25 protein-coding genes are annotated in these 22829 nt (G+C 56.2%); 18 read left to right on the plus strand and 7 right to left on the minus strand.

Features of this window, described 5'->3' with window-relative positions:
• Positions 1 to 132: 132 nt before the first annotated feature.
• The 5 genes from artM to ABFV38_RS07105 all read right to left on the minus strand — a co-directional run bounded on the left by artM (position 133) and on the right by ABFV38_RS07105 (position 3748).
• Positions 133 to 801 carry an arginine ABC transporter permease ArtM gene (artM, locus tag ABFV38_RS07085; protein ID WP_023310940.1) on the minus strand — a complete coding sequence of 223 codons (669 nt, stop codon included), beginning with the start codon at positions 799 to 801 and terminating at the stop codon, positions 133 to 135.
• Entirely contained in the window at positions 801 to 1517 is a 717-nt protein-coding gene (artQ, locus tag ABFV38_RS07090; protein WP_008500033.1) for an arginine ABC transporter permease ArtQ, read from the minus strand. The genes artM and artQ overlap by 1 nt, the downstream gene beginning before the upstream one ends.
• Before the next feature lie 6 nt (positions 1518 to 1523).
• Positions 1524 to 2255: an arginine ABC transporter substrate-binding protein ArtI gene (gene artI / locus ABFV38_RS07095; protein ID WP_008500032.1), complete on the minus strand. Its 732-nt coding sequence runs from the start codon at positions 2253 to 2255 to the stop codon at positions 1524 to 1526.
• 19 nt (positions 2256 to 2274) lie between these two features.
• A complete protein-coding gene (gene artP / locus ABFV38_RS07100) occupies positions 2275 to 3003 on the minus strand; it encodes an arginine ABC transporter ATP-binding protein ArtP (RefSeq protein WP_008500030.1) in 729 nt (242 codons plus the stop codon).
• A gap of 226 nt (positions 3004 to 3229) precedes the next feature.
• A complete protein-coding gene (locus tag ABFV38_RS07105) occupies positions 3230 to 3748 on the minus strand; it encodes a lipoprotein (RefSeq protein WP_045908429.1) in 519 nt (172 codons plus the stop codon).
• Between the two features lie 97 nt (positions 3749 to 3845).
• Between ABFV38_RS07105 and ABFV38_RS07110 the strand changes: the two genes are divergently transcribed.
• From ABFV38_RS07110 to ABFV38_RS07120, 3 genes are all read left to right on the plus strand, one after another.
• On the plus strand, positions 3846 to 4169 hold the full coding sequence (locus tag ABFV38_RS07110) for a heavy metal-binding domain-containing protein (protein WP_023310944.1): 324 nt from the start codon (positions 3846 to 3848) through the stop codon (positions 4167 to 4169).
• On the plus strand, positions 4166 to 4996 hold the full coding sequence (locus ABFV38_RS07115; protein ID WP_348958940.1) for an N-acetylmuramoyl-L-alanine amidase: 831 nt from the start codon (positions 4166 to 4168) through the stop codon (positions 4994 to 4996). The genes ABFV38_RS07110 and ABFV38_RS07115 overlap by 4 nt, the downstream gene beginning before the upstream one ends.
• Positions 4997 to 5269: 273 nt before the next feature.
• Positions 5270 to 5893 carry a helix-turn-helix domain-containing protein gene (locus tag ABFV38_RS07120; protein ID WP_348958942.1) on the plus strand — a complete coding sequence of 208 codons (624 nt, stop codon included), beginning with the start codon at positions 5270 to 5272 and terminating at the stop codon, positions 5891 to 5893.
• Here ABFV38_RS07120 and ABFV38_RS07125 read toward each other — a convergent pair whose 3' ends face one another.
• Together ABFV38_RS07125 and ABFV38_RS07130 are read right to left on the minus strand one after the other, a co-directional pair.
• Positions 5894 to 6526 (minus strand): hypothetical protein, encoded by a 633-nt coding sequence (locus tag ABFV38_RS07125; protein WP_348958944.1) that lies wholly within the window; start codon positions 6524 to 6526, stop codon positions 5894 to 5896.
• A complete protein-coding gene (locus ABFV38_RS07130) occupies positions 6526 to 8091 on the minus strand; it encodes a peptidoglycan-binding protein (protein WP_348958946.1) in 1566 nt (521 codons plus the stop codon). Before ABFV38_RS07130 ends, ABFV38_RS07125 begins: the two co-directional genes overlap by 1 nt.
• A gap of 21 nt (positions 8092 to 8112) precedes the next feature.
• On the opposite strand from ABFV38_RS07130, the gene ABFV38_RS07135 reads away from it, so the two are divergent.
• From ABFV38_RS07135 to iagB, 15 genes are all read left to right on the plus strand, one after another.
• On the plus strand, positions 8113 to 8442 hold the full coding sequence (locus ABFV38_RS07135) for a hypothetical protein (RefSeq protein ID WP_146751435.1): 330 nt from the start codon (positions 8113 to 8115) through the stop codon (positions 8440 to 8442).
• Positions 8393 to 9124, plus strand: coding sequence for a type II secretion system protein GspC (gene gspC, locus ABFV38_RS07140; RefSeq protein ID WP_048027121.1), 732 nt, complete (start codon positions 8393 to 8395; stop codon positions 9122 to 9124). Before ABFV38_RS07135 ends, gspC begins: the two co-directional genes overlap by 50 nt.
• 13 nt (positions 9125 to 9137) lie before the next feature.
• Complete coding sequence (gene gspD, locus ABFV38_RS07145) at positions 9138 to 11060, plus strand: type II secretion system secretin GspD (protein ID WP_048027122.1); 1923 nt, start codon at positions 9138 to 9140, stop codon at positions 11058 to 11060.
• 15 nt (positions 11061 to 11075) lie between these two features.
• Positions 11076 to 12554, plus strand: a complete 1479-nt coding sequence (gene gspE, locus ABFV38_RS07150) for a type II secretion system ATPase GspE (RefSeq protein ID WP_048222252.1) — start codon at positions 11076 to 11078, stop codon at positions 12552 to 12554.
• The gene (gene gspF, locus ABFV38_RS07155; protein WP_348958949.1) at positions 12554 to 13759 is read left to right on the plus strand and encodes a type II secretion system inner membrane protein GspF; all 1206 of its coding nucleotides are present in this window, start codon (positions 12554 to 12556) and stop codon (positions 13757 to 13759) included. The genes gspE and gspF overlap by 1 nt, the downstream gene beginning before the upstream one ends.
• Before the next feature lie 3 nt (positions 13760 to 13762).
• On the plus strand, positions 13763 to 14212 hold the full coding sequence (gene gspG / locus ABFV38_RS07160; protein WP_008500018.1) for a type II secretion system major pseudopilin GspG: 450 nt from the start codon (positions 13763 to 13765) through the stop codon (positions 14210 to 14212).
• A complete protein-coding gene (gene gspH, locus ABFV38_RS07165; RefSeq protein WP_348958952.1) occupies positions 14212 to 14697 on the plus strand; it encodes a type II secretion system minor pseudopilin GspH in 486 nt (161 codons plus the stop codon). The genes gspG and gspH overlap by 1 nt, the downstream gene beginning before the upstream one ends.
• Positions 14690 to 15073, plus strand: a complete 384-nt coding sequence (gene gspI, locus ABFV38_RS07170; RefSeq protein ID WP_235401369.1) for a type II secretion system minor pseudopilin GspI — start codon at positions 14690 to 14692, stop codon at positions 15071 to 15073. The genes gspH and gspI overlap by 8 nt, the downstream gene beginning before the upstream one ends.
• Positions 15070 to 15726, plus strand: a complete 657-nt coding sequence (gene gspJ / locus ABFV38_RS07175; RefSeq protein WP_348958954.1) for a type II secretion system minor pseudopilin GspJ — start codon at positions 15070 to 15072, stop codon at positions 15724 to 15726. Before gspI ends, gspJ begins: the two co-directional genes overlap by 4 nt.
• Entirely contained in the window at positions 15723 to 16733 is a 1011-nt protein-coding gene (gspK, locus tag ABFV38_RS07180) for a type II secretion system minor pseudopilin GspK (protein WP_348958956.1), read from the plus strand. Before gspJ ends, gspK begins: the two co-directional genes overlap by 4 nt.
• 15 nt (positions 16734 to 16748) lie before the next feature.
• Positions 16749 to 17891, plus strand: a complete 1143-nt coding sequence (gene gspL / locus ABFV38_RS07185) for a type II secretion system protein GspL (RefSeq protein ID WP_348958957.1) — start codon at positions 16749 to 16751, stop codon at positions 17889 to 17891.
• The gene (locus tag ABFV38_RS07190; protein ID WP_348958958.1) at positions 17888 to 18373 is read left to right on the plus strand and encodes a type II secretion system protein M; all 486 of its coding nucleotides are present in this window, start codon (positions 17888 to 17890) and stop codon (positions 18371 to 18373) included. The genes gspL and ABFV38_RS07190 overlap by 4 nt, the downstream gene beginning before the upstream one ends.
• Complete coding sequence (locus ABFV38_RS07195; protein ID WP_348958959.1) at positions 18370 to 19167, plus strand: A24 family peptidase; 798 nt, start codon at positions 18370 to 18372, stop codon at positions 19165 to 19167. The genes ABFV38_RS07190 and ABFV38_RS07195 overlap by 4 nt, the downstream gene beginning before the upstream one ends.
• Before the next feature lie 257 nt (positions 19168 to 19424).
• A complete protein-coding gene (locus ABFV38_RS07200; RefSeq protein WP_348958960.1) occupies positions 19425 to 22139 on the plus strand; it encodes a glycosyl hydrolase family 18 protein in 2715 nt (904 codons plus the stop codon).
• Between the two features lie 135 nt (positions 22140 to 22274).
• Positions 22275 to 22709 carry a type III secretion system invasion protein IagB gene (gene iagB / locus ABFV38_RS07205; RefSeq protein ID WP_235401304.1) on the plus strand — a complete coding sequence of 145 codons (435 nt, stop codon included), beginning with the start codon at positions 22275 to 22277 and terminating at the stop codon, positions 22707 to 22709.
• The last annotated feature ends 120 nt before the right edge of the window (positions 22710 to 22829 follow it).

The raw sequence follows: 22829 nt of genomic DNA on the forward strand, positions 1-22829 counted from the left end.
GCCTGGATGTACAATGCCAGTTAATGAATTTATATGCAATAAAAATGATTAAATATTATTTTTATCGCAAAAAAAAGCGGATAACCCATCAGGTTACCCGCTTCATGAATACCGTTTTATGCATTCGCGTGGTTAATTTCTGCGCTCAAACGCCAGCGCCTTACGCTCGATCAGGCGCATCATCAGCGTCAGCAGACCGTTCACCACCAGATACACCACGCCCGCCGCGCCGAACACCATCACGTCATAGGTGCGTCCATACAGCAGTTGTCCGTGGCCCATCACTTCCATCAGGGTGATGGTGTAGGCCAGCGAGGTACTTTTGAATACCAGCACCACTTCGTTGGAATAGGAGGAGAGCGCGCGCTTAAAGGCGTACGGCAGCAGGATTGCCAGCGTGTCTTTCTTGCTCATGCCCAGCGCCCCGCAGGACTGCCACTGGCCTTCCGGGATGGCGCGGATCGCCCCGTAGAACAACTGGGTGGTATAGGCCGCGCTGTTCAGCGAAAGGGCAATCAGGGCACACAGCCACGGCTCAGAAAGCAGATGCCAGATAACCGGATACTCCTGCAGCGACGGGAACTGGCCCGGGCCGTAGTAAATCAGGAATATCTGCACCAGCAGCGGGGTACCGGTAAACAGGGTGATGTACCCGCGCACAATCCACACCAGCACCGGCGTTTTCAGCGTCAGGATGATGGTGAAGATAAGGGCCAGGATCAGCGCCACGATAATGGACGCCACGGTCAGCGTCAGGCTGGTGTGCAGCCCTTTCATCAACTCGGGAAAGTATTCAAGCATCAGCCTGGTCTCCGTTCAAAGCGCGTCGCACGCAGGTCAATACGCTTGAGGATGTACTGACTGAGCAACGTGATCACCAGGTAGATCGCCGCCGCCACAATGTACCAGGTAAACGGCTCCTGGGTACGGGTGGCGATGCTTTTGGTTTGCAGCATTAAATCGTTAACGCTTATCAGGCTCACCAGCGCGGTATCTTTCAGCAGCACCAGCCACTGGTTGCCGAGCCCCGGCAGGGCATGGCGCCACATCTGCGGCATGACCAGACGGAAAAAGATGGCGGATTTCGATAACCCTAACGCCTGACCCGACTCCCATTGTCCCTGCGGCACGGCTTTCAGCGCACCGCGCAGGGTTTGCGACGCGTACGCGGAGTAGAGCAGGGAGAGGGCAATCACGCCGCACAGGAACGGGCTGACGTCGAAGTTGTCGATCTGCATCTGCACCGGGATCTGCGCAAAGCCAAGATTGATCGTGAAGCCGTCAGACAGCGTCAGCAGCAGCTGTGAGGAGCCGAAATAGATAAACAGGACCACCAGAATTTCCGGTAGCCCACGCAGCACGGTGACCAGCGCGGAGCCTGTCCAGGCGACGGGGAACCATTTCGCGGATTCCCACACCGCAAAGAACATCGCCAGCACGAGGCCGATAATCAGTGCGCAAACGGCAAGGCCGACGGTCATCCCGGCGGCGCTTGCTAAAGGAAAAATTTCATTCATCAGGAATTACTTCTGGAACCATTTTTTGTAGATGGTTTCGTAGGTGCCGTCTTTCTTCACTTTTTCCAGCGCAGCGTTGAATTTCTGCTGCAGCTCAGTGTTGCCCTGACGAACGGCAATCCCCAGACCGGTACCGAAGTAATCCTTATCGGTCACTTTGTCGCCCACTGGCGCCAGCTTGTCGTTGGCTTTCAGCCACTCGGTCACCACCGCGGTATCACCAAATACGCCGTCGATACGGCCATTTTGCAGATCCAGCTTCGCGTTCTGGTAGCTGTCATACGGAACGGTGGTGATTTCCGGATGCTTATCCATGATGAATTTCTGGTGCGTGGTACCGTTCTGCACGCCCACTTTTTTGCCTTTCAGCTGATCGACAGAGGTGAATTTACCTTTCTGACCAATGAACAGGGCGGAGTTGTCGTAGTAAGGGGTAGTGAACAGCACCTGCTTTTCACGCTCGGGGGTGATGTCCATACCGGCCATCACGGCGTCGATACGGCGGAACTTCAGGCTTGGAATCAGGCTGTCGAACGCCTGGTTGCTGAAGGTACAGGTTGCATCGATCTCTTTACACAGGGCGTTAGCCAGGTCCACGTCGAAGCCCACAATTTTGTTATTCGCATCAATGGACTCAAACGGAGGGTAAGAGGCTTCCGTTGCGAAACGAATGGTCTGGGCTGCGGTAGCAGAAAGGGTAACGCCAGCAAGCAGCACGGCAAGTAATACTTTTTTCATTATATTTCCCCTGACACAATCAATGAGATAAATAGTTTTTGAAGGCATCGGTTTGCGGGTTAGCGAAGCAGCTCGCATCACCTTGCTCAACGATATACCCATTTTCCATGTAGACCACACGGCTGGCGGTTTTGCGCGCCACTTCCACTTCGTGGGTGACGATAACCTGCGTAATGTTGGTTTCCGCCAGCTCGCGAATGATGCTCACGATCTGGGCGGTGATTTCCGGATCCAGCGCCGCCGTCGGTTCATCAAACAGCAGCACCGCGGGTTCCATCATCAGCGCACGGGCAATGGCCACGCGCTGTTGCTGACCACCGGACAGGTGCAGCGGGTAGCGGTCGCTGTAGGGCTTAAGGCGCAGACGCTCCAGCAGCTTTTCGGCACGCGCAATCGCCTGATCCTTGCTTAACCCCAGCACGCGGCACGGGGCTTCAATCAGGTTCTGCAGCACGGTCAGGTGCGGCCAGAGATTGTATTGCTGGAAGACCATGCCGACGTTTTGACGCAGTTCGCGAATCGCCTTATCAGACGGCGTCTTCGCGAAATCAAAATGGTTACCGGCAATCGCCAGCGTACCTGAACGGGGCATCTCAAGCAGATTAAGAACACGCAGAAGGGAGCTTTTACCTGCACCGCTTGGGCCAAGCAAAACCAGCGTTTCGCCTTCCGGGCAGTTTAGCGTGATGTCAAACAGCGCCTGGTGTGCGCCGTAGAAGCAGTTAATGCCGTTTAGTTTAATACTCATCGGGGCAGTCTTTACTCATCCAGGCAATCTATAGCAATTGAGGCCGCAGATAGTACCGTTGACAGAATAGTTATGCAATATTTCTGCGTTAAAAGTTAAATATAACCCGTGTTTCCTCTTAAACATAGCACAAAATAGCGAACGGCAAGGTCGGCGAGTATAAATGTCGGCATTCCGCAAGAAATGCCGGACATTTTACGGGGGTAACATTTTTATCATTGATGAATCAGCGGTTCTCAATCGACTGGCGAAGCGTGCCCGCCGGGGCATGAACGCTGCCGCCCACGTAGCGTACGTCGTCCACCGCCCAGCACTGTCCTTCACGGATCATCAGCACTTCGTCCTGCCAGGTTTGGGTACCCTGCGTCAGCTTCACGCGCAGTGGAATATTACGGGCATCCGTGTTCGGGATGGTTGACGCGCTGGCCACTTCGGCGCTGTCCGGTAGCGTGGTGCGACTGGAGAACGGATCGGATTTCAGCAGCGCGTTGTGCTGCGGATCGCGGGTGGCATCATTAAGCAGTTTTGCCAGGCCATCGCTCAGATACGGGCGCAGGCCGGTGAGATCGTTGCTGCGGTGCTGGATGCGATAATCATAGAACTGCTGCGCCACGGTGTCCGGGCCGCCCTCAATGCAGGGGCCGCTGCGGGTACCGATATCCTTAAAGGCAGGCGTGACCGTGGTGGTACAGGCGCTGAGCACCAGCGCGCAGGGCACGAAAAGTGTTAAAGCTGAATAGCGCATGTTGATTTCCTTATTTATTAACTATCCTTTCAATCATAGCGTAACGAACCGATAATGCTGTGCCTAAGGCATTGAACGCTAAAGAAGGAGAGAAACCATGCAGTTTTCAACAACGCCAACCCTGGAAGGGCAGACAATTACCGAGTACTGCGGCGTGGTCACCGGCGAAGCGATTCTCGGCGCCAATATCTTCCGTGACTTTTTTGCCGGTATCCGCGATATCGTGGGTGGCCGCTCGGGTGCATACGAAAAAGAGCTGCGCAAAGCCCGCGAAATCGCCTTCAAAGAGCTCGGCGAGCAGGCGGAAGCCCTCGGCGCGGATGCGGTCGTGGGGATTGATATCGACTACGAAACGGTCGGTAAAGATGCCAGCATGCTGATGGTGAGCGTAAGCGGTACGGCGGTGAAAACCCTGCGATGACGCGTTTGTTTGCCACCCTCCTGCTGGCGCTGCTGCTGGCAGGATGCGTCACGGAAAAGGGGATCGTTGATAAAGGCGCCTACGAGCTGGATACGCGTCATCAGGCGCAGGCGGCTTACCCGCGCATCAAGGTGCTGGTGATCCACTACACCGCGGATGATTTTGACAGCTCGCTGGCCACGCTGACGGATAAAAACGTCAGCTCTCACTATTTGATCCCAGCCAGCCCCCCGGCGCCGGACGGCAAGCCGCGCATCTGGCAGCTGGTTCCCGAGAGCGAGCTGGCCTGGCATGCGGGCATCAGCTTCTGGCGCGGCACGAATCGCATCAACGATACCTCTGTCGGCATTGAGCTCGAGAACCGCGGCTGGCAAATGCGCGACGGCGTGAAAACGTTTACTCCGTTTGCGCCTGCGCAGATTGCAGCGCTGGTGCCGCTCGCCAAAGACATTATTACCCGCTACAACATCAGACCTGAAAATGTGGTGGCCCATTCGGACATCGCCCCGCAGCGTAAAGACGATCCCGGTCCGCTGTTTCCGTGGCAGCAGCTGGCTCAGCAGGGGATAGGTGCCTGGCCCGATCCTGCCCGCGTGGCGTTCTATATCAATGGACGGCCGCGCTATCAGGAGGTCGAACGAGAGGCGCTGCTCGATGTGCTGACGCGCTATGGCTATGAGGTGCCGGACAACGCCACGGAACAGCAGCAGAAGAGGGTGATCTGCGCGTTTCAGATGCACTTCCGCCCCGCGCTGTGGAACGGCGTGGCTGACGTAGAAACCCTGGCCATCGCCGAGGCGCTTTTAGAGAAATACGGGCAGGGGTAGTCCTTCAGGACTGCCCCCTGACCAGGTCATATTACCTTATTTTCTTTGAGATTAATCTTAAGTACATTCTCAATTCATTTTTAGTTAATTGACTTAAAAATACCCTCATTTAAGATAGACGTATAGCTTGCTAAGTAATAACAAAAAATAACACCTGCTTATTGCTCTTACTTCACTTCTTCCAGAAGTTTTTATCAGGATTATACAAATAGTTCGGTGGTTCCACCGTGGCCCCTTTTTATCTAAAATTAACATCTTAATTCGGGTATAACAATGTTAAGCATATATGGCAGAAAATTACGTCCGCATCATGAAATGGAAAACATTATTTCCGCAACAGAAGGATATGAAGAAAAAACGTTAAAGAAATGGCAAAAAATTACCACCGTCGACAATGAATTTATTCATGTTATCGTCAGCGGTGAGGTGGAATTTCGCCGCGAATCCGACGAGCTCTGTATGTTCACCCTGCAGGGGCAGTGCGTGTATGGACTCTCTTCCATTTTTTATCATTCATCCCATATGTATGGCCTGGTCCGCTCGAACACCGTGGTGCGTTCGATTCCTAAAGACGCCTTTTCTCAGCTTATGACGGAGAAAGGCTTATGGCCTGAGCTTACCAAAGTGCTGGCCTGGTATATCTGCATGCTGAGCAAGCGTGATGACGTGCTGGTCGCCCGCAGCGCCTATTCTGTTGTGCGCGAGTTTTTGCTGGAGATTAATGAACTGATTGTTCATCATCAACGCGATATCAACGTTTATGATTATATTCAGGAATACACCAACCTGGCACGCAGCACCATTATCAAAATTCTTTCCGACCTGAAAAAAGGTCAATATATTGTGGTGGAAAAGGGTCGACTCCTTAACATCACCAACCTGCCTGAAAAATATTAACTATTCCAGCCGGTCTCCTTTTTCACTTAACGGAGACCGGGAATTTTCTTTATGTAATGTGCTGGCCTGAGCATTATCCTGCGTTTCGTCAACCGGCGGCGCGGGTATTTTGCCTTGCGAATAATCCTGCTCCTGTTCTTTTAACGCCTGCTTAAACAGCTCGGTTAATGAACCGTCGTCACCGTCCGTGCGGGCGGGGGCTGCATCGTCGTGCGCTTGCGTGCCGGGGAGGGTATCCCGCGAGGTATCGTGCGGCACCGTGCCGTCCGGCGCCTGTTGCCAGTCGGCGTCGTCGCTGTTAATCGGCAGATCCTGCATGGCAGGGACGTCGGCCTGCACCGGCGCGGGTTTCGGGTGCGGATGCGGGAACGGCTTACTCACATACACGTAGTGCATGTCGGAAAGCTGCGTTTCAGGCTTCGCCACGTGCACTTTTTTTACCGGCTCCGGCGCAGGGTGGCGCAGTTGCCAGTAAACGTGGGCGTACAGCCCCGCCATCAGCATGACGCAGAGGCTTACTATTCCTAACAAGGTGTTAGAAACGATCTTTCTCAGGCTGGGCATGCGGTACGAAAACCAGACCGCTTCCCCGGAAACGTAGCTGCGCTGAGCCGCAAGACAGATGGTAGACATCAGGAATGCTTCTCCTGCTTTTTCGCGTCCGGCGTGGAACGCGAGGCCTGTATTAGTACGCTCGGCGTGGTGTTGGTGTCACGCATTAACTGCATCAGCGTATCTTCCCCGGGAATGCCGTCGACGCGCAGATGCATTTTTTGCTGGAACTCGCGGGTGCGTTTCATTAGTTCCGCCGTCCAGGTTTGTGAATGCGTTTCAGGCTGAGCCAGTGCCTGGCTTAACTGCTGATCGAGCCAGCTCAGGTCTTTCGCATCGCTGGCGGCGCTGATGGCGTCTTTGCCTTCCGGCGTCAGGCGGTGGAGCTGAGTATAGTTGCCGGTGGCATGCTGGTTAAACCAGTGACGGCTTACCTGCCAGGTGCGGTTGTTCATCAGCAGGTCGAGTGAGTTATCCCCGACGCGGGCGACCACGGCATAGTTAAGGTGGTTGCCGGTTTTCAGTTCACTCACCCACGGATACCCTTCCTGTGCCAGCGCATCCGGGGAAGCATTCCCCTGCTTACACATCAGGTTCACCTTCGCGGCGTTCTGGCACAGGGCATCCTCCGCCGAGGCGTCATACCCCCACATCAGATAGAGCTGATGCATCGCATCCGGCTGATTAACCACCTCGTTGTCGATAACCGGCACCACCGGCGCCTGGACTTTTGGCGTCTGCTGTTTCCAGCTTGCAGGCACCGGCAGTTGAATCGGAAGTCTTGCACCGATCGAAGAGGTCAAATACCAGCCGCAGGCGGCGAACAGCACGGAGGCGAATAAGCCCACGGTAGCCAGGCGCTTAACGTGTTTTTTCGCAGGCAGGATCTCACCTGCCGCCAGGCGCAAATGACGCGGGCTGACCTGGGCTGCACGTTCGGTCCAGGCGGCAAGCATCGACAGGTGCGCCAGCTCGTTCAGCTTGCTGATATTCCCTTTAGTCAGGGCATGCATTTTACGCACCCGCGCCGGGGTTAACGGCGCGTGCTCACACCCGTGCGCTTCACACTGCGCCTGAACGTAGCTGAGAAACTCCCGGCAGGTAAGGGGACGCAGGGTGTGACAGGTATGCGCATATTCACGCAGTTCAGGCTGCTGCATCAGCGCGGCATCCCGATCCGCTGGCCCCATCAGCACGACGGACAGGCGAAACTCCAGCTCCTGCGCACGCGTCAGCAGCAGAGCCAGCACCTCCCGACAGGTCTCTTTCATGGCATCGGTATGGCTAATCACCAGCACTTTCGTCCTGCTTTTTCCTCCCTGCCACTGGTGCAGGATGGTATCCACCGCCTGAAGCCGGTTTTTGCTCTCTTTCGTTCCCGGGTTGAGTTTATACAGCAGGCTACTGGCACTCAGTTTTGGAAACGCATTGATAGCAATAACGCCAGGGGAAGTGGATTTCAGGACGTCGCTGAACTGGCCCAGCAGCGGGGCATCGTCAGCAAAGAGCCCAATAATCCCCGCCTGTTGGGTTTTCTCTTTCAGCAGGTTGAAAATATCCTGATGATACGGCACGAAGAAATCGCCCGAGGCGCGGGTGATTTTTCGAAAAGGCGGGTGATTAAATTTAAAATGACTCTGATACATAGCGACTTACCGTCTCTGGACATGAATAGCAATGGTCCGGAAAAGTACGGCAAGGCTGCATCATGGTCAATTTACGGACAGGGTAAAAATAACCTGTTGGCTACCTCTAACACCGGTCTTTTTGACGGTCAATCTTTTTCTTTATCAAAGTTAACGGCGAAGCAGGTGGTCGATTATCTGGCCGCTAATTACTATTTATGCCACATATTGGCGCAGCATGATGCTGCTTATTTTCGCTTTGCTAAAGGCCAGATGAATAATGAGGTTCTCACTTCTTTCACGGTGGATAACGCCCTGTATTATGTTTGTATTGCTGATTTTTTGCGGTCAGCAAGGCTACGTCATTTTTAAAGATTATAAAAAAGTGACGAATAAGCTGGCGAACGCAGCGGCGAAACCGCAAAAAAGACGTCAGGAAGAAAAGGCTTTTTCACTTTTCACCGCCGCCGTGCGTCAGGATAGCCTGCCTGCGGCCGCGAAAGCCCCGCTCGCCGCCGAAATTGAGGGGATCGTCCGCAGCGACGATGCCTGGCTCTCCTTCGCCGTGATCAAAACGCCGGGGGGACAGAAGAGCTATCGCGAAGGCGAGGCGCTGACCGGTTTTAACGATGCCTTTATTCAGGAAATTAACAAAGACAATGTGGTGGTTAATTACGAAGGTGCTACGCAGGTACTGGCGTTAAATAAACCTGATTATTTTAAGGGCGGCGTTGACAGCGGTCCGGTAACCAAATCGACGAAAGATGCAGGTGCGGAAAGCGTGCATCTGGATGATTATCTGGTGTTAAAACCACTTATCGAAAAGGGCCAACTGGAAGGCTACAACATTAATCCAAGGAATGCCTCTGCCTTCTACAGCCATTCCGGGCTGGAAAAAGGCGATGTGGCGGTAAAAGTCAATTCTGTCGATATGACCGATGCAGCAAAGGCAAAAAATATTATTGCCAACTGGTCGAAAATGAAAGAAGCGGAGGTCGTCGTCAGACGTCACGCTCACCTTGAAAATATTCGGGTCAATGTTCTAAACAATTAACAAGTGTACAGACATGAAGAAATTTCCTTGGGCGTGCGTGGCGCTGACCGCATTGTCGTTATATTCCAGTTCGCTGCTTGCAGCTAACTTTAGCGCCAGCTTTAAAAATACCGATATCCGCGAGTTTATTGATACGGTAGGCCGCAATCTGAACAAAACCATTCTGGTCGATCCGTCCGTTCAGGGCACGGTGTCGGTCAGAACCTATAACGTGCTGACGGAAGATGAGTATTACCAGTTCTTCCTGAGCGTGCTGGACCTGTACGGCCTGTCGGTGATCCCGATGGATAACGGCATGGTCAAGGTGGTGCGCTCAAGCATTGCCCGCACCGCCGGTGCGCCGCTGGCCGACGGTAAAAATCCGGGCAAAGGCGACGAAATCATCACCCGCGTCGTGCGCATGGAAAACGTGCCGGTGCGCGAGCTGGCCCCGCTGCTGCGCCAGCTCAACGATGCCACCGGCATCGGGAACGTGGTGCACTTCGAGCCGTCCAACGTGCTGCTGTTGACCGGTAAAGCCTCGGTGGTCAATCGCCTGGTGGATCTGGTTCAGCGCGTGGACAAAGACGGTATTCAGCGCCGCGAGATTGTGCCGCTGCGCTTTGCGTCCGCTAAAGAGCTCTCCGACATGTTGAACAACCTCAACAATGAAGAGCAGAAAGGGCAGAACGCGCCGCAGCTGGCCACCAAAGTGGTGGCAGATGACGAAACCAACAGCCTGGTGATCAGCGGCTCGGAAGACGCGCGCATGCGTACCCGCTCCCTGATCCATCAGCTGGATCGCGAGCAAAATAACGAGGGGAATACCCGCGTCTTCTATCTCAAGTATGCCAGCGCCACCAAGGTGGTTCCGGTCCTGACCGGCATTGGCGAGCAGCTGAAGGATAAGGCGGGCGCGCCGAAGTCGAAAGCCGCGCCTGCGTCCAGCGATCTGAACATTACCGCCGACGAGGCAACCAACTCGCTGGTGATCACCGCCCAGCCTAACGTGATGAACTCTCTGGAGAAGGTGATCGACAAGCTCGACATCCGTCGTCCACAGGTGCTGGTGGAAGCCATCATCGCGGAAGTGCAGGACGGTAACGGCCTGGATCTCGGCGTGCAGTGGACCAGCAAGCACGGCGGCGTACAGTTCGGCTCAACCGGTCTGCCTATCAGCCAGATTAAAAACGGCACCATGAAGGGGGCGAGCTTCACTGGCCTTGCGACCGGCTTCTTTAACGGCGATTTCGGTGCCCTGATGACCGCGCTCTCCACCGACGGCAAGAACGACATTCTCTCCACCCCAAGCGTGGTCACGCTGGATAACAAAGAAGCGTCATTCAACGTCGGGCAGGATGTGCCGGTGCTCTCCGGCTCGCAGACCACCAGCGGCGACAACGTCTTTAACTCCGTTGAGCGTAAGACGGTCGGTACCAAGCTGAAAATTGTGCCGCAGATCAACGATGGCGACATGATCCACCTGAAGATTGAGCAGGAAGTCTCCAGCGTCGACAACAGCGCGACGGAGGACGCCAGCCTCGGCCCAACCTTCAACACCCGCACCATCAACAACGAAGTGATGGTACACAGCGGCCAGACGGTGGTGCTTGGCGGCCTGATGGAAAACGTCACCAAGCAGTCGGTTTCCAAAGTGCCGCTGCTCGGCGATATCCCGCTGGTCGGCCAGCTGTTCCGCTACACCTCGCAGGATACCTCGAAGCGCAATCTGATGGTGTTTATCCATACCACCGTCCTGCGCGACGACGATAACTTCAGCGCGGCGTCGAAAGAGAAATATGACCAGATCCGCGCCCGTCAGCAGCAGCGCGTGGAGGAGAAGAAGCTCGGTATTATTGAACCGTCCGACAGCGCGGTGCTGCCAGCCTTCCCGTCGGCCAGCGCCGCGCCGGTCACAACCCGCGCCAGCACGTCGCGCAATCCGTTTAAAAACTAAGGCGGAGGGCGCAACGTGGATGAACTGAGTAAAACGCTCTGCAGCAGCAGTTACGCAAAGGATAACGGCGTCCTGTTTTACAACAACGACGTCTACATTCGCGAGGATGCTCCCGCATTTGCCCTGCTGGAGATGCGCCGGGTACTGGGACGCCCCTTCGAGCCGACGATCCTCGCCCCTGAGGCCTTTGAGGAGATGCTGGCCAAAATCTGGCAGCAGAGCAGCGGCGTCTCCCAGCAGCTGGTGGACGATATGGACGCGGATATCGACCTGATGGCGTTAACCGAGGAGATCCCGGATAACGAAGATCTGCTCGATAACGACGAAAACTCGCCGGTGATCCGCCTGATCAACGCCATTCTCGGCGAGGCGGTGAAGGACGGCGCGTCGGATATTCACATTGAAACGTTCGAACGGACGCTGAGCATTCGCTTCCGCGTTGACGGCGTGCTGCGCCCGGTGCTCCAGCCCGCGCGCAAGCTCGCGCCGCTACTGGTGTCGCGCATCAAGGTCATGTCAAAACTCGACATCGCCGAAAAACGTCTGCCGCAGGATGGTCGTATCTCCCTGCGCATTGGCCGCAAGGCCATCGACGTGCGCGTCTCGACCATTCCGTCCCAGTACGGCGAGCGCGTGGTGATGCGCCTGCTCGATAAAAGCAATCTGAAGCCCGACATCAACAAGCTGGGTCTGATTGATGAAGAGCTGGAGAAGTTAAAAGGGCTGATTGACCGCCCGCACGGCATCATCCTGGTCACCGGGCCCACGGGCTCCGGGAAAAGTACCACTCTGTACGCCATTCTCTCGGCGCTGAACGGTCATGAGCGCAATATCCTGACCGTCGAAGATCCGATTGAATACGAGCTGGAAGGGGTGGGGCAGACCCAGGTGAACCCGCGCGTGGACATGACCTTTGCCCGCGGGCTGCGCGCTATTTTGCGTCAGGACCCGGACGTGGTGATGATCGGGGAGATTCGCGACGGCGAAACCGCGCAAATTGCGGTGCAGGCCTCGCTCACCGGTCACCTGGTCATGTCTACGCTGCACACCAACAGCGCCGCCGGGGCCATCACCCGTCTGCGGGATATGGGGCTGGAGTCGTTTTTAATCGGTTCATCGTTGCTCGGTGTCATTGCCCAGCGTCTGGTGCGTCGGCTGTGTACGCACTGCCGCACCACCAGTCCGCTGGACGCCAATGAAAAAGCGCTGTTCAGCTTCATGGCGACGCCGCCGAAAGCGATCTATCGCGCGGTGGGCTGCGAGCATTGCCGCCAGAGCGGCTATCAGGGACGTGCGGGTATCCATGAATTCCTGGTGGTGGACACCGCCATGCGCCGCGCTATCCATGAAGATAAAGATGAGATGTCCATCGAAACGCAGCTCTTTAAGCAGGCCTACAGCCTGCGCGAAAACGGGCTGCTGAAGGTGATCAGCGGCGTCACCTCTCTGGAAGAGGTGATGCGCGTCACCGCCGAGCGTGGAGGGGATGAGTAATGGCCCTCTACGCATGGACGGCAACGGATGCGGCGGGCAAAACCCGGCGCGGCACGCTGCAGGCCGAAGGGCAAAAGCAGGTTCGCCAGACGTTACGTGAGCAAAAGCTGATGCCCGTCAGCATCTCCGAAACGCGCGAGGCGGCGTCCGGGAAAGCGAAAACCGGGGCGAAGCTCTCCACGCCGGTGCTGTCGATGTTTACCCGTCAGCTCTCCACGTTGGTCAACGCCGCACTGCCGCTGGAGAGCGCGCTGAAGGCGATCTCGAAGCAGACGGAGGACAAAAAGCTGGCGGCGATGGTGGTGGAGATCCGCGAGAAGGTGGTGGAAGGGCATACGCTGTTCGACGCCTTCAGCCAGTTCCCGCGCACTTTCGACAAGCTCTACTGCACGCTGGTGATGGCCGGTGAAAAAACCGGCCACCTCGGCGACGTGCTGGAGAAGCTGGCGGAGTACAACGAGCAGCGCCAGAAGATGAAGAGCAAGCTGACGCAGGCGATGGTCTACCCGATCACCCTGACGGTGGTGGCCATCGCGGTCATTAGCATTCTACTGGTGGCGGTGGTGCCGCAGGTGATCGAGCAGTTCACCCACATGAAGCAGCAGCTGCCGATCACCACCCGCACGCTGATTGCGGTGAGCGATTTCCTGCAGGCGTACGGCATCTATATTGTCGGGATCCTGGCCGGTGGGATTATCGGCTTTAAGACCTGGCTCAGAAACGCTAAAAACCGCTTTCGCTGGCACAGCTGGCTGGTGAACGGCTCGCCGATTAAAAAGCTGGTGTGCGCCATCAACAGCGCCCGCTATATCCGCACGCTCAGCATCCTGCAGGCGAGCAGCGTGCCGCTGCTTGAAGGGATGTATATCGCGATGGACGGTATCGAAAATCTCTACGCCCGGCAGGTGCTGGAGCAGGCGGCGGATACCGTGCGCCAGGGGGCATCGCTCTATGCCGCGCTGGAGCAGGCGAAATTATTCCCGCCCACCATGCTGTACATGATTGCCTCCGGTGAAGAGAGCGGCGAATTAGGCAACTTAATGGACCGCGCGGCGGAAAACCAGGAGTCGGCGCTACAGCATCGTATTACGTTAACGCTGTCGGTATTTGAACCGGCGCTGGTGGTCTCCATGGCGACGATTGTTTTATTCATCGTGCTGTCAATATTACAGCCGCTTCTGCAACTTAATAATATGGTAGGTTAAATCATGGCTATAAAAACAAAACGTCTGGCTCGCCAGGCGGGGTTCACCTTGCTCGAATTAATGGTGGTGATCGTTATTCTCGGCGTTTTAGCGAGTATGGTGGTGCCAAATTTAATGGGTAATAAAGAAAAAGCGGACGCGCAAAAGGCGACCAGCGATATTGTTGCGCTCGAAGGCTCGCTGGATATGTATAAGCTCGATAACCACCGCTACCCGACCACCGAGCAGGGCCTGCAGGCGCTGGTGACCAAACCTGAGATCGCGCCCATTCCCAACGGCTACCGCGCAGACGGCTATATTCGCCGCCTGCCGCAGGACCCGTGGGGTAACGATTATCTGCTCGTCAGCCCGGGTGAACACGGCGCCGTAGACGTCTTCTCTGCCGGTCCCGATGGCGAAGCCAATACCGCAGACGATATTACGAACTGGTCTCTGGATAAGAAAGAGAAATAATGAAGAATCAACGCGGCTTTACGTTGCTGGAAATTATTCTGGCGCTGGTGATATTTGCCAGCTGCGCCATGATGGTTGTATCAACAATACCCTCACGCAGCGGTGCGGATATATTTGGTCAGCAATTAAAAGCCCTCGTTGATTATGGTTCAGACCGCGCGGTAATGGACGGAAATATTGTCGGGCTGGTCATCACTACCGATAACTATCAGCTGGTCACGCTCGACGACAAAAACGGCGAACGTCGCTGGGTGCCATTATCCGCAGGCCGTATTACCACGAAGGGCGATTTCCCGGAAGAGATGCACGTATCGCTTTCGCCTCAGCGTCTGGCGGCGACCGTCGAGGCCGACCCCCAGATCCTCTTTCTGCCGGACGGGGAGATTGGCCGTTTTACGCTGACGCTGCAAAGTTACGACAAACAGCATCACTTCCGCGTGGTGTCGCAGGGCGCTGCCCCGGTATCGGTAGAAAACGATGACTAAAGGCAAGGTTAAGCAAAACGGGATGACGCTCCTGGAGGTGATGGTGGCGCTGGTCATTTTCTCCACCGCCGCGCTGGCGCTGATGAATTCCGTCTCCCTGAACGTACGCTTCACCCACGGGCTGGCCGAAACGCTGCAGGCCAGCTGGGTTGCGGAAAATCAGCTGGCAGAAGCCCAGCTTGCTAAAGCCGATTTTCCCGATGCCGAGGAGCAGGGGACGGAAATTATGGGGGGACGCAGCTGGTACTGGCACAAGCAGCGGGTGAAAACCGCCAATAGCGGCTGGGCCAATGCCATCCGCGTTTACGCCGAAGGTGATGAAAGCCAGCCGGTCATTTCGCTTCAGATTATCGGGCCGGGAGAAGAGAGCAAGTGAAGACGATCCGACGCCAGCGCGGTTTTACCCTGCTGGAGATCATGATTGCGCTGACCATCTTCGCGGTCATCAGCACCCTGGCCTGGCAAATTCTGGACGGCGCGATGCGCACCAGTTCAGCCACGGATGCCAGTGCGGCAAAGCTCAACCAGCTTCAGCGTGCCTGGAGCCTGATGGAGCGCGATTTTTTCCAGCTGCAGGCGCGGGCGCCGCGCAACGAGCCGGATCTGTTTTTGCAGGATGGCGATGCGGTTGAATTCACCACGCTGAACGGCGTGAGCGGCACGGTCCAGCTGGAGCGCGTGCGCTGGCGGCTGGAAGAGGGGCGCCTGTATCGCGACGTCTGGCCGGTGATTGACAGCCCGGCAGAGGTCAAACCCGATGAAGTACCGATTGTCAGCGAGGTGAAATCGATGCAGTGGCGGTTTTATCGCAAGGGCTGGCAAAAAAGCTGGGGTGAGTCCGCCCATCTGCCAGACGGCGTGGAGCTCACGCTGACCATGGAAAATGGCGAGACCTGGCGCTGGGTGTTTACCACGCCGGGAGACATGCCGGAAGCGGCGGCACCGCAGCCGGGCACCGAAACGGCGGCACCGGCGGCGGAAAATGCACCCGCCCCGCAACGTGCGCCTGCGCCGGACGTGAAGCCATGAGCCGGATACATCAACAACGCGGCGTTGCCCTGCTGGTTGTGTTGATCCTGTTGGTCATGATGTCGGCCCTGGCGGCCAAAATCAGCCAGCAGTTCTGCCGTAATTTGCAGAAAACCCACTATCAGGTGAGCCAGCAGCAGCTGCGCTGGGCAATGCAGGCGCAGGAAAAGGTGGTGAAAGACCGCCTGCAGAGCGACGCCAGCGGCGAGAGCAAACCGCTCGACCCGGAGGGCGACTGGCACCAGCCGCTGGAGACGCAGGGTGAAGACTATACGGTGGTCAGTCAGGTCGAGGACGCGCAGGACTGCTTCAACGTCAATAACCTGCTGGCCGCAGACAAAGTGGCTCAGGATCAAACTGCGTCAGCCGTGCCGGAAAAGCCGCGAAAAGAGAAGGTTGTCGAGCAGATCCTGACGGACGGCGGCGTCAGCCAGACGACGGCGGAAGAGGTCTATCAGCAACTGATGGATTATCTCGACGGCGACACCACAACGGTGAAAGAGGGCGCGGAGACGGACGCCTGGGCTGGCGTGGTGCCGGCGCGTCAGCCAGCGAATCAGATGATGCGCACCCTTGCCGAGATAAAGCTGCTGCCGGCGTTTCCTGCTGCGGCGTACCCGAAGGTGAGCAAGCTGTTATGCGCGCTGCCGGACTCCGCCAGCAAGGTGGATGTCAATACCCTGACGCCGGAGCAGGCTCCCTTACTGGCAGCCCTGTTCCCGGGAAAACTGACCGCGGACGATGCCGTTCGCCTGATTGCGTCGCGGCCGGAGAGCGGCTGGGAAAGTATGGAAGTCTTCAGCAAAGCGCTGGAACAGGCTTTCCCGCAGTTGAAGGACGATCTCCCGCAGGTGGCTGAGTTTCTCTCCATCAACAGCCGGTATTTCCGCGTCAACTATACCGGCAATACCGATGAGTTAACGCTTCGCGTGGTGAGCCAGCTTCAGGTGAATAACGAAGCCGGTGAAATTGTGACGTGGCAACGTCGTTACCGAATGATTGAATAAGAAAAGTAGAACGCTATGAAACAGGTCCTTTTTGTTCGTCCCGACAGCCGTGAGGACGGGAAAATCATGTGGTGTGAGTCGGGAAGCGAACAGGTTACAACCCTGGACACCCCGCAGGCGCTGCATACCCTTGCCGATCATCCTCTGGCCGCACGCGTCTGTCTGCTGCTGCCCGCCAGCGAGATGATCTTCCGCCACTTTACGCTGCCGAAGAAAGTCGCGTCGCAGGCGACCGCCTTCTCGTGGATGGCGGAGGAGACCCTGATCGGCGAGGTGGACGATCTCCACTGGACGGTGCTGAACAAAAAAGGCGCCGAGGTGGACGCCGTGGCGATAGATACCGCCCGCCTGCAGCAGTGGCTGATCCGCTTTCACGAGGCGGGTCTGAAGGTGATTCAGGCCCTGCCGGACGCCTGGCTGCTGCCGGTGACGGCGGGCGGAAGCACGCTGGTCGCGCAGGAGGAGAACTACTGGCTGCGCTTATCCCCGCATACCGCCTGTAACGTTGAGGCGGGCCTCTTGCCGCTGCTGATGCAAAAAGCCGGAGACGGCGAGGTGCATTGCTACGGGGAGATCCCGCCGGGCGTTGACGTTGACGAACAGCTGGCGGGCGAACATCCGCTGGTGCTGATCCAGCCCCAGTGGCAGGCGTGCCGCGTCAACGTGCTGCACGGTGCGTTCAGCGCGAAGGCGACCAGCGCGAGGGCGGCGAAAGGGATGAAGGCCGCCCTCGCGGCGATGGGACTTCTCTCTCTGGGTCTGCTGCTCGGCCCCCGCATCGCCCTGGCGTGGATGCTGGTCGATCAGGAAAATCAGGTCCAGCAGGAGATGGTCCAGCTCTATCAGCACCATTTTCCCAGCATGCGCCAGCAGACCAACATCAAGTACCACTTCGGGCAGAACATCAAGAAGCAGCCTAAGGGCATTTTTTTGCAGATGGACGAGCTGGAAACGATCCGTCAGTCCGTTCCGTCAATGGAAATTACGCTGCTTGAATATGACGACACGCAGGGGACCCTGACGTTAAGCGTGAGTGCGCAAAACGAGCAGGCGTTACAGGAATTCATTCATCAGGCCAGTACAAACTTTGATTTTACGTTACAGCCGATTTCAAAGGACGCGCCGTATACGGCCATGATTACAGGGAAATATAAATGAAAGCGCGAATTGCACAGCTTAAATCTCGTTATCAACAATACAGCGTCAGAGAAAAATGCATTTTAAAAATAGCGGCGGGAGCCTTATGCGGTGCCGTTATCTATTACGCGGGGGTAATACCCCTGGATAGCATGATAAAAAATAGTCAGGCGACGCTGGCGCGACAAACTGAAACGGTAAACTGGATGAAAACAGAAATTGATAAAAACCATCTGCCGGTACTACAGGTGAAAACCGATAATCCACGCAGCGTGGTGGAGAATAGCGCGCATGAAATTAACCTGACCTTGACCGATATTCGCCAGGACGGTCAGACCCTGGCCTTTGTGGTAAACCGGGCCAACGTCTATGAATTAAAAAACTGGCTGCGTGAGATGAACCTCGCCTCCGGCGTCAGGCTGGAGAAAATGAACCTCACGCCGGTGGATCACCTGAGCGACGTGAAGGCCGAAATCCAGCTGACCTGGAAAAAAGCGGCATGAACGGGCTGATGCTCGTCCGGGAAAGTTATCCCGTCGGGTTTGCCGCGATGAGCGGCGTGCTTGGCGCGATCCTGGGGAGCTTCCTCGGCGTCGTGGTGGATCGCGTGCCGGGGATGGTGATGGAAGAGGCGTGCCGCAGCAACCTGCTTTTCCCTGCATCGCACTGTCCCGTCTGCCAGCATGCGCTGCGCGCCTGGGAGAATATCCCGCTGCTGAGCTGGCTGGCGCTGCGGGGACGCTGCCGCTGCTGTAAGTCGGCGATTCCGCTGCGGTTATTTTTACTCGAACTGGTGATGGCGCTGTTCTTTGGCGTCACCGCCTGGTGGATACCGGGCTTAGCATCCCTTTTCTCGCTGTGGGTGCTGGCGGCCTTTCTGCTGCCTTTGGCGATGATTGACGGACAGCACCAGCTGCTGCCCGACTGCCTGACGCAGCCGCTGCTGTGGGCCGGGCTGCTGTTCCACGCCTTCAGCCACGGACTGCCCCTGCGCGATGCGCTGCTGGGCGCGGTGGCGGGCTATCTTTCGCTCTGGCTGGTGTACTGGGCGTTTCGTCTGCTCACCCGCCGGGAAGGGCTGGGCTACGGCGATTTTAAGCTGCTGGCGGCGCTGGGCGCCTGGTGCGGCTGGCAGGCGCTGCCTGAAATTGAATTAATTGCCGCATTAAGCGGCATCGTGGGTTATTTGCTTTTAAATAAATTAAATAAAAATAACCTCACCATCGCTTTCGGACCTTATCTGGCTTTTGCTGGAATAGTACTCTATACCAGCCAGTTATTTGCGCCCACATATTAAATAACCGGGTCAAGTTTTTTTATCAATTTTTTCGACGAGGAAAGAGAAGGACGATCTTTTATCCTCAGTGTATCGTAAAAGGCATAAGCTACACGGAGTTTTAGCTTGTATCTTTTAATGGAGGAATACAACGCGTCTTTAAGGTTTGGGTAACGGCTGTCTGCGTATTTAAAAACGCACTATGTGAATAATATTCCATGTTTTAAAGGAAGACATGGGCCAATTACGTTTACGAATAAATTTATCAGGAAATAAAAATGAAATTTATTAAGCCTAAATATCTGGCGCTCTTTATTGCAGCGGCAACCGGTTCTGCATTCGCAGCTGCGCCAGGTGCACCGACCATCGGCTACGGCAATGACAAATTTGCGCTGGTGGAAGTGGATCAGGCCGCGCAGGATTACAACAGCCTCGTCAAGGTGCATAACGACGGCGTGGATGTGAAAGTTGAGTGGAACGTGTGGAGCGGCGACGCGCCAACCTCTGCAAAAGTGCTGCTCGATGGGCAAACCGTGTGGACCGGTGCAGCCGGTGCAAGCGGCTCAGCCACCTTTAAGGTGAAAAAAGGCGGACGTTATCAGGAACAGGTGGAAGCCTGTAACGCCAGCGGCTGTACCAAAAGCGCCAGCAAGCTGATCATCGTGGCGGACACCGACGGCAGCCATCTGCTGCCGCTGAACGCACCGCTGCAGGAGAACAACAAAACGTTCGCGAAGCATACTGATAAAGTGGTCGCGGCGTACTTCCCTGAGTGGGGCGTTTACGATCGTAACTTCCCGGTTGATAAAATCCCGGCTGCAAACCTTAACCACATCCTCTATGGCTTCATTCCAATCTGTGGCGGCGACGGCATTAACGACGGTCTGAAAACCGTTGAGGGCGGCAACAGCTTCTCCGTGCTGCAGCGCGACTGCGCCGGACGTCCGGACTTCACCGTGGCCATCCATGACCCGTGGGCTGCTCTGCAAAAACCGCAGGCGGGCGTCGCCGACTGGGACGACCCGTACAAAGGGAACTTTGGCCAGCTGATGGCGCTGAAAAAAGCGCATCCTGACCTGAAAGTGCTGCCATCCATCGGCGGCTGGACCCTGTCCGATCCGTTCTACCACATGGGCGACCCGGCAATCCGCTCTCGCTTCGTGGCCTCCGTGAAGGAGTTCCTGCAGACCTGGAAATTCTTTGACGGCGTGGATATCGACTGGGAATTCCCGGGCGGCGGCGGCGTGAATGAAACCAAAGGCAACCCGCAGCAGGATAAAGCCACCTACACGGCGCTGATTCACGATCTGCGTACCATGCTCAACGAGCTCTCCGCGCAGACGGGTCGTACCTATGAGCTGACCAGTGCCATTGGCGCAGGTCGCGATAAGATCGAAGACGTGGATTACACCACCGCTCAGCGCGATCTCGACCATATCTTCCTGATGAGCTACGACTTCTACGGCGGCTGGAGCAACACCGAGCTGGGCCACCAGGCCGCGCTGCGCGCGCCGTCATGGCGTCCGGACACGAACTACACCACCGAGAACGGCGTAGACGCGCTGCTTGCTCAGGGCGTACAGCCAGGCAAGATCGTGGTGGGTGCGGGCATGTATGGCCGCGGCTGGACGGGCGTGCATGGCTACACCGGTGACAATCCGTTCACCGGTACCGCAACCGGCATGGTGAAAGGCACCTGGGAACCGGGCGTGGTGGACTATCGTCAGATCGTGAACGAGTACAAAGGCAAGCCAGGCTGGGAATCCGGCTACGATGCGACCGCCGAAGCGCCGTACGTCTTCAACAAGTCAACGGGTGACCTGATCTCCTATGAAGACGCGCGCTCTACCACGGCAAAAGGGAAGTACGTGCTGTCGAAAAACCTGGGCGGCCTCTTCGCCTGGTCTATCGACTCCGATACCGGCGACATTCTGAACGCGATGAACGAAAGCCTGATGGGCGGCTCTGCGCCGGTTGATCCGGTCGTGACCAACCATGCGCCGGTTGCCACCGCGGCTGACCAGGCGGTAACCGGTCCGGCTACCGTGACCCTGGACGGTTCGGCTTCAACCGATCCAGACGGTGATGCCATCACCTACAAATGGACCCAGATCTCTGGTCCATCGGTGACCCTCACCAACAGCACCAAAGCGAAGGCTTCCTTCAACGTGGCGGCCGTCACCAGCAACCAGACGCTGGCGTTCCGACTGACCGTGACCGACGCGAAAGGGCTGAGCAGCTCCGCTGATGTTCAGGTCGTTAACAAAGCGCCAAAAGCGAACCAGGCGCCGGTGATTAACCCAATGCAGAACGTCACCCTGCAGGCAGGCGAAACCTATGCCCTGCACGCGCAGGCGGCGGATCCAGACGGTGATGCGCTGACCTACGCCTGGAGCGTACCGGCTGATATGCACGCGACCGGTACCGATAGCGCGAACGTGAACATCACCGCGCCTGAGGTGAGCTCTGAGTCGTCCTATACCCTGAGCGTGGTGGTGAGCGATGGCAAGACCAGCGTTCAGTCCAACGTCCAGGTCGTGGTCACACCAAAACCGGCTGACGAAGTAACGCCTCCGGCAGAAGACGTCACCCCGCCTGCGGATGAAGTGACGCCACCGTCAGACGAGGTGACCCCGCCATCTGATGAAGGTACGGCGACCGGCAGCTGCGATAAGCCTGTTGACGCCAACGCCAGCAAATATCCGGCGTGGGAATCCAGCAAAATCTACAACACGGGCGATACCGTCAGCTTCGACCATCTGGTGTGGAAAGCGAAATACTGGACGCAGGGCAACCAGCCTGACTTCGGTGTGGACGCATGGGAAATGGTAAGCAACGTGAAGATGAACTGGCGCTCTGACCTGGTTTACAACGGCGGCGAAACCACGACCTACCAGGGTAACGTTTACCGTGCGAAATGGTGGACGCAGGGTGATAACCCGGCCAACAGCGACGTATGGGTGAAAGAAGGCGCATCAACCGATTGCAAATAACCTTCTGAACCGTGAATGGCGGGAATGATATCAACCCGCAATGGTTGGTCACACCCCACTTCGGGTGTGACCAACACTTCAGAATGATCGCTAATTATGAGCAGGAAGAGGTTCAGTATTTAAGAGCAGGTGCTCATGAAACGCGTGATTTTATTTTTACTGCTGTTTAGTCAAAGCGTATTTGCGAACTGTTGGGATAACGCCGGACATTATTATCACGTCGATCCGTGGCTGTTATATGCGATTGCCAAAGTGGAATCCGGAATGAATCCTTACGCGGTAGGCTGGAACCACGACGGCACGCGTGACGTCGGGTTGATGCAGATTAACAGCTCGCACTTCAGCGAGTTAGAGCGTCAGGGGATTGATGAGAACCAGCTTGTGACGGAGCCCTGTACCTCCATTATGGTCGGCGCTTCCATTCTGTCCGGGATGATAAAAGTGTATGGCTATAACTGGGAAGCGGTAGGCGCCTATAACGCCGGGTTGAAAAAAGAAAATTATCCGCAGCGCATGCGTTATGCCCATAAAGTGTGGGCGAAGTATCAGCAAATAAAGTCGGGTAAATAACGATAATGTCATTTTTGTTTTTTGAAGAATTCCTTTTGGTGTTCTTCAGAAAATGAAAAAGAACCACACTCTCAGGCTTATTTATTAAGGGAGTAATACATAAGCCGGGAATGTACTCAC

Source organism: Enterobacter cloacae complex sp. Mu1197 (assembly GCF_040059225.1).
Lineage (GTDB): Bacteria > Pseudomonadota > Gammaproteobacteria > Enterobacterales > Enterobacteriaceae > Enterobacter > Enterobacter quasiroggenkampii.

What these genes read in the sequence shown, in the direction of transcription:
- iagB (WP_235401304.1), top strand. Translation starts at nt 22,275, where the DNA reads ATGAAACGCGTGATTTTATTTTTACTGCTGTTTAGTCAAAGCGTATTT.
- ABFV38_RS07110 (WP_023310944.1), top strand. Translation starts at nt 3,846, where the DNA reads ATGCAGTTTTCAACAACGCCAACCCTGGAAGGGCAGACAATTACCGAG.
- ABFV38_RS07200 (WP_348958960.1), top strand. Translation starts at nt 19,425, where the DNA reads ATGAAATTTATTAAGCCTAAATATCTGGCGCTCTTTATTGCAGCGGCA.
- gspL (WP_348958957.1), top strand. Translation starts at nt 16,749, where the DNA reads ATGAAACAGGTCCTTTTTGTTCGTCCCGACAGCCGTGAGGACGGGAAA.
- ABFV38_RS07195 (WP_348958959.1), top strand. Translation starts at nt 18,370, where the DNA reads ATGAACGGGCTGATGCTCGTCCGGGAAAGTTATCCCGTCGGGTTTGCC.
- gspD (WP_048027122.1), top strand. Translation starts at nt 9,138, where the DNA reads ATGAAGAAATTTCCTTGGGCGTGCGTGGCGCTGACCGCATTGTCGTTA.
- gspI (WP_235401369.1), top strand. Translation starts at nt 14,690, where the DNA reads ATGACTAAAGGCAAGGTTAAGCAAAACGGGATGACGCTCCTGGAGGTG.
- ABFV38_RS07125 (WP_348958944.1), bottom strand. Translation starts at nt 6,526, where the DNA reads ATGTCTACCATCTGTCTTGCGGCTCAGCGCAGCTACGTTTCCGGGGAA.
- ABFV38_RS07115 (WP_348958940.1), top strand. Translation starts at nt 4,166, where the DNA reads ATGACGCGTTTGTTTGCCACCCTCCTGCTGGCGCTGCTGCTGGCAGGA.
- artP (WP_008500030.1), bottom strand. Translation starts at nt 3,003, where the DNA reads ATGAGTATTAAACTAAACGGCATTAACTGCTTCTACGGCGCACACCAG.
- gspG (WP_008500018.1), top strand. Translation starts at nt 13,763, where the DNA reads ATGGCTATAAAAACAAAACGTCTGGCTCGCCAGGCGGGGTTCACCTTG.
- artM (WP_023310940.1), bottom strand. Translation starts at nt 801, where the DNA reads ATGCTTGAATACTTTCCCGAGTTGATGAAAGGGCTGCACACCAGCCTG.
- ABFV38_RS07130 (WP_348958946.1), bottom strand. Translation starts at nt 8,091, where the DNA reads ATGTATCAGAGTCATTTTAAATTTAATCACCCGCCTTTTCGAAAAATC.
- artQ (WP_008500033.1), bottom strand. Translation starts at nt 1,517, where the DNA reads ATGAATGAAATTTTTCCTTTAGCAAGCGCCGCCGGGATGACCGTCGGC.
- gspK (WP_348958956.1), top strand. Translation starts at nt 15,723, where the DNA reads ATGAGCCGGATACATCAACAACGCGGCGTTGCCCTGCTGGTTGTGTTG.
- artI (WP_008500032.1), bottom strand. Translation starts at nt 2,255, where the DNA reads ATGAAAAAAGTATTACTTGCCGTGCTGCTTGCTGGCGTTACCCTTTCT.
- gspH (WP_348958952.1), top strand. Translation starts at nt 14,212, where the DNA reads ATGAAGAATCAACGCGGCTTTACGTTGCTGGAAATTATTCTGGCGCTG.
- ABFV38_RS07120 (WP_348958942.1), top strand. Translation starts at nt 5,270, where the DNA reads ATGTTAAGCATATATGGCAGAAAATTACGTCCGCATCATGAAATGGAA.
- gspF (WP_348958949.1), top strand. Translation starts at nt 12,554, where the DNA reads ATGGCCCTCTACGCATGGACGGCAACGGATGCGGCGGGCAAAACCCGG.
- ABFV38_RS07135 (WP_146751435.1), top strand. Translation starts at nt 8,113, where the DNA reads ATGAATAGCAATGGTCCGGAAAAGTACGGCAAGGCTGCATCATGGTCA.
- ABFV38_RS07190 (WP_348958958.1), top strand. Translation starts at nt 17,888, where the DNA reads ATGAAAGCGCGAATTGCACAGCTTAAATCTCGTTATCAACAATACAGC.
- gspC (WP_048027121.1), top strand. Translation starts at nt 8,393, where the DNA reads ATGTTTGTATTGCTGATTTTTTGCGGTCAGCAAGGCTACGTCATTTTT.
- ABFV38_RS07105 (WP_045908429.1), bottom strand. Translation starts at nt 3,748, where the DNA reads ATGCGCTATTCAGCTTTAACACTTTTCGTGCCCTGCGCGCTGGTGCTC.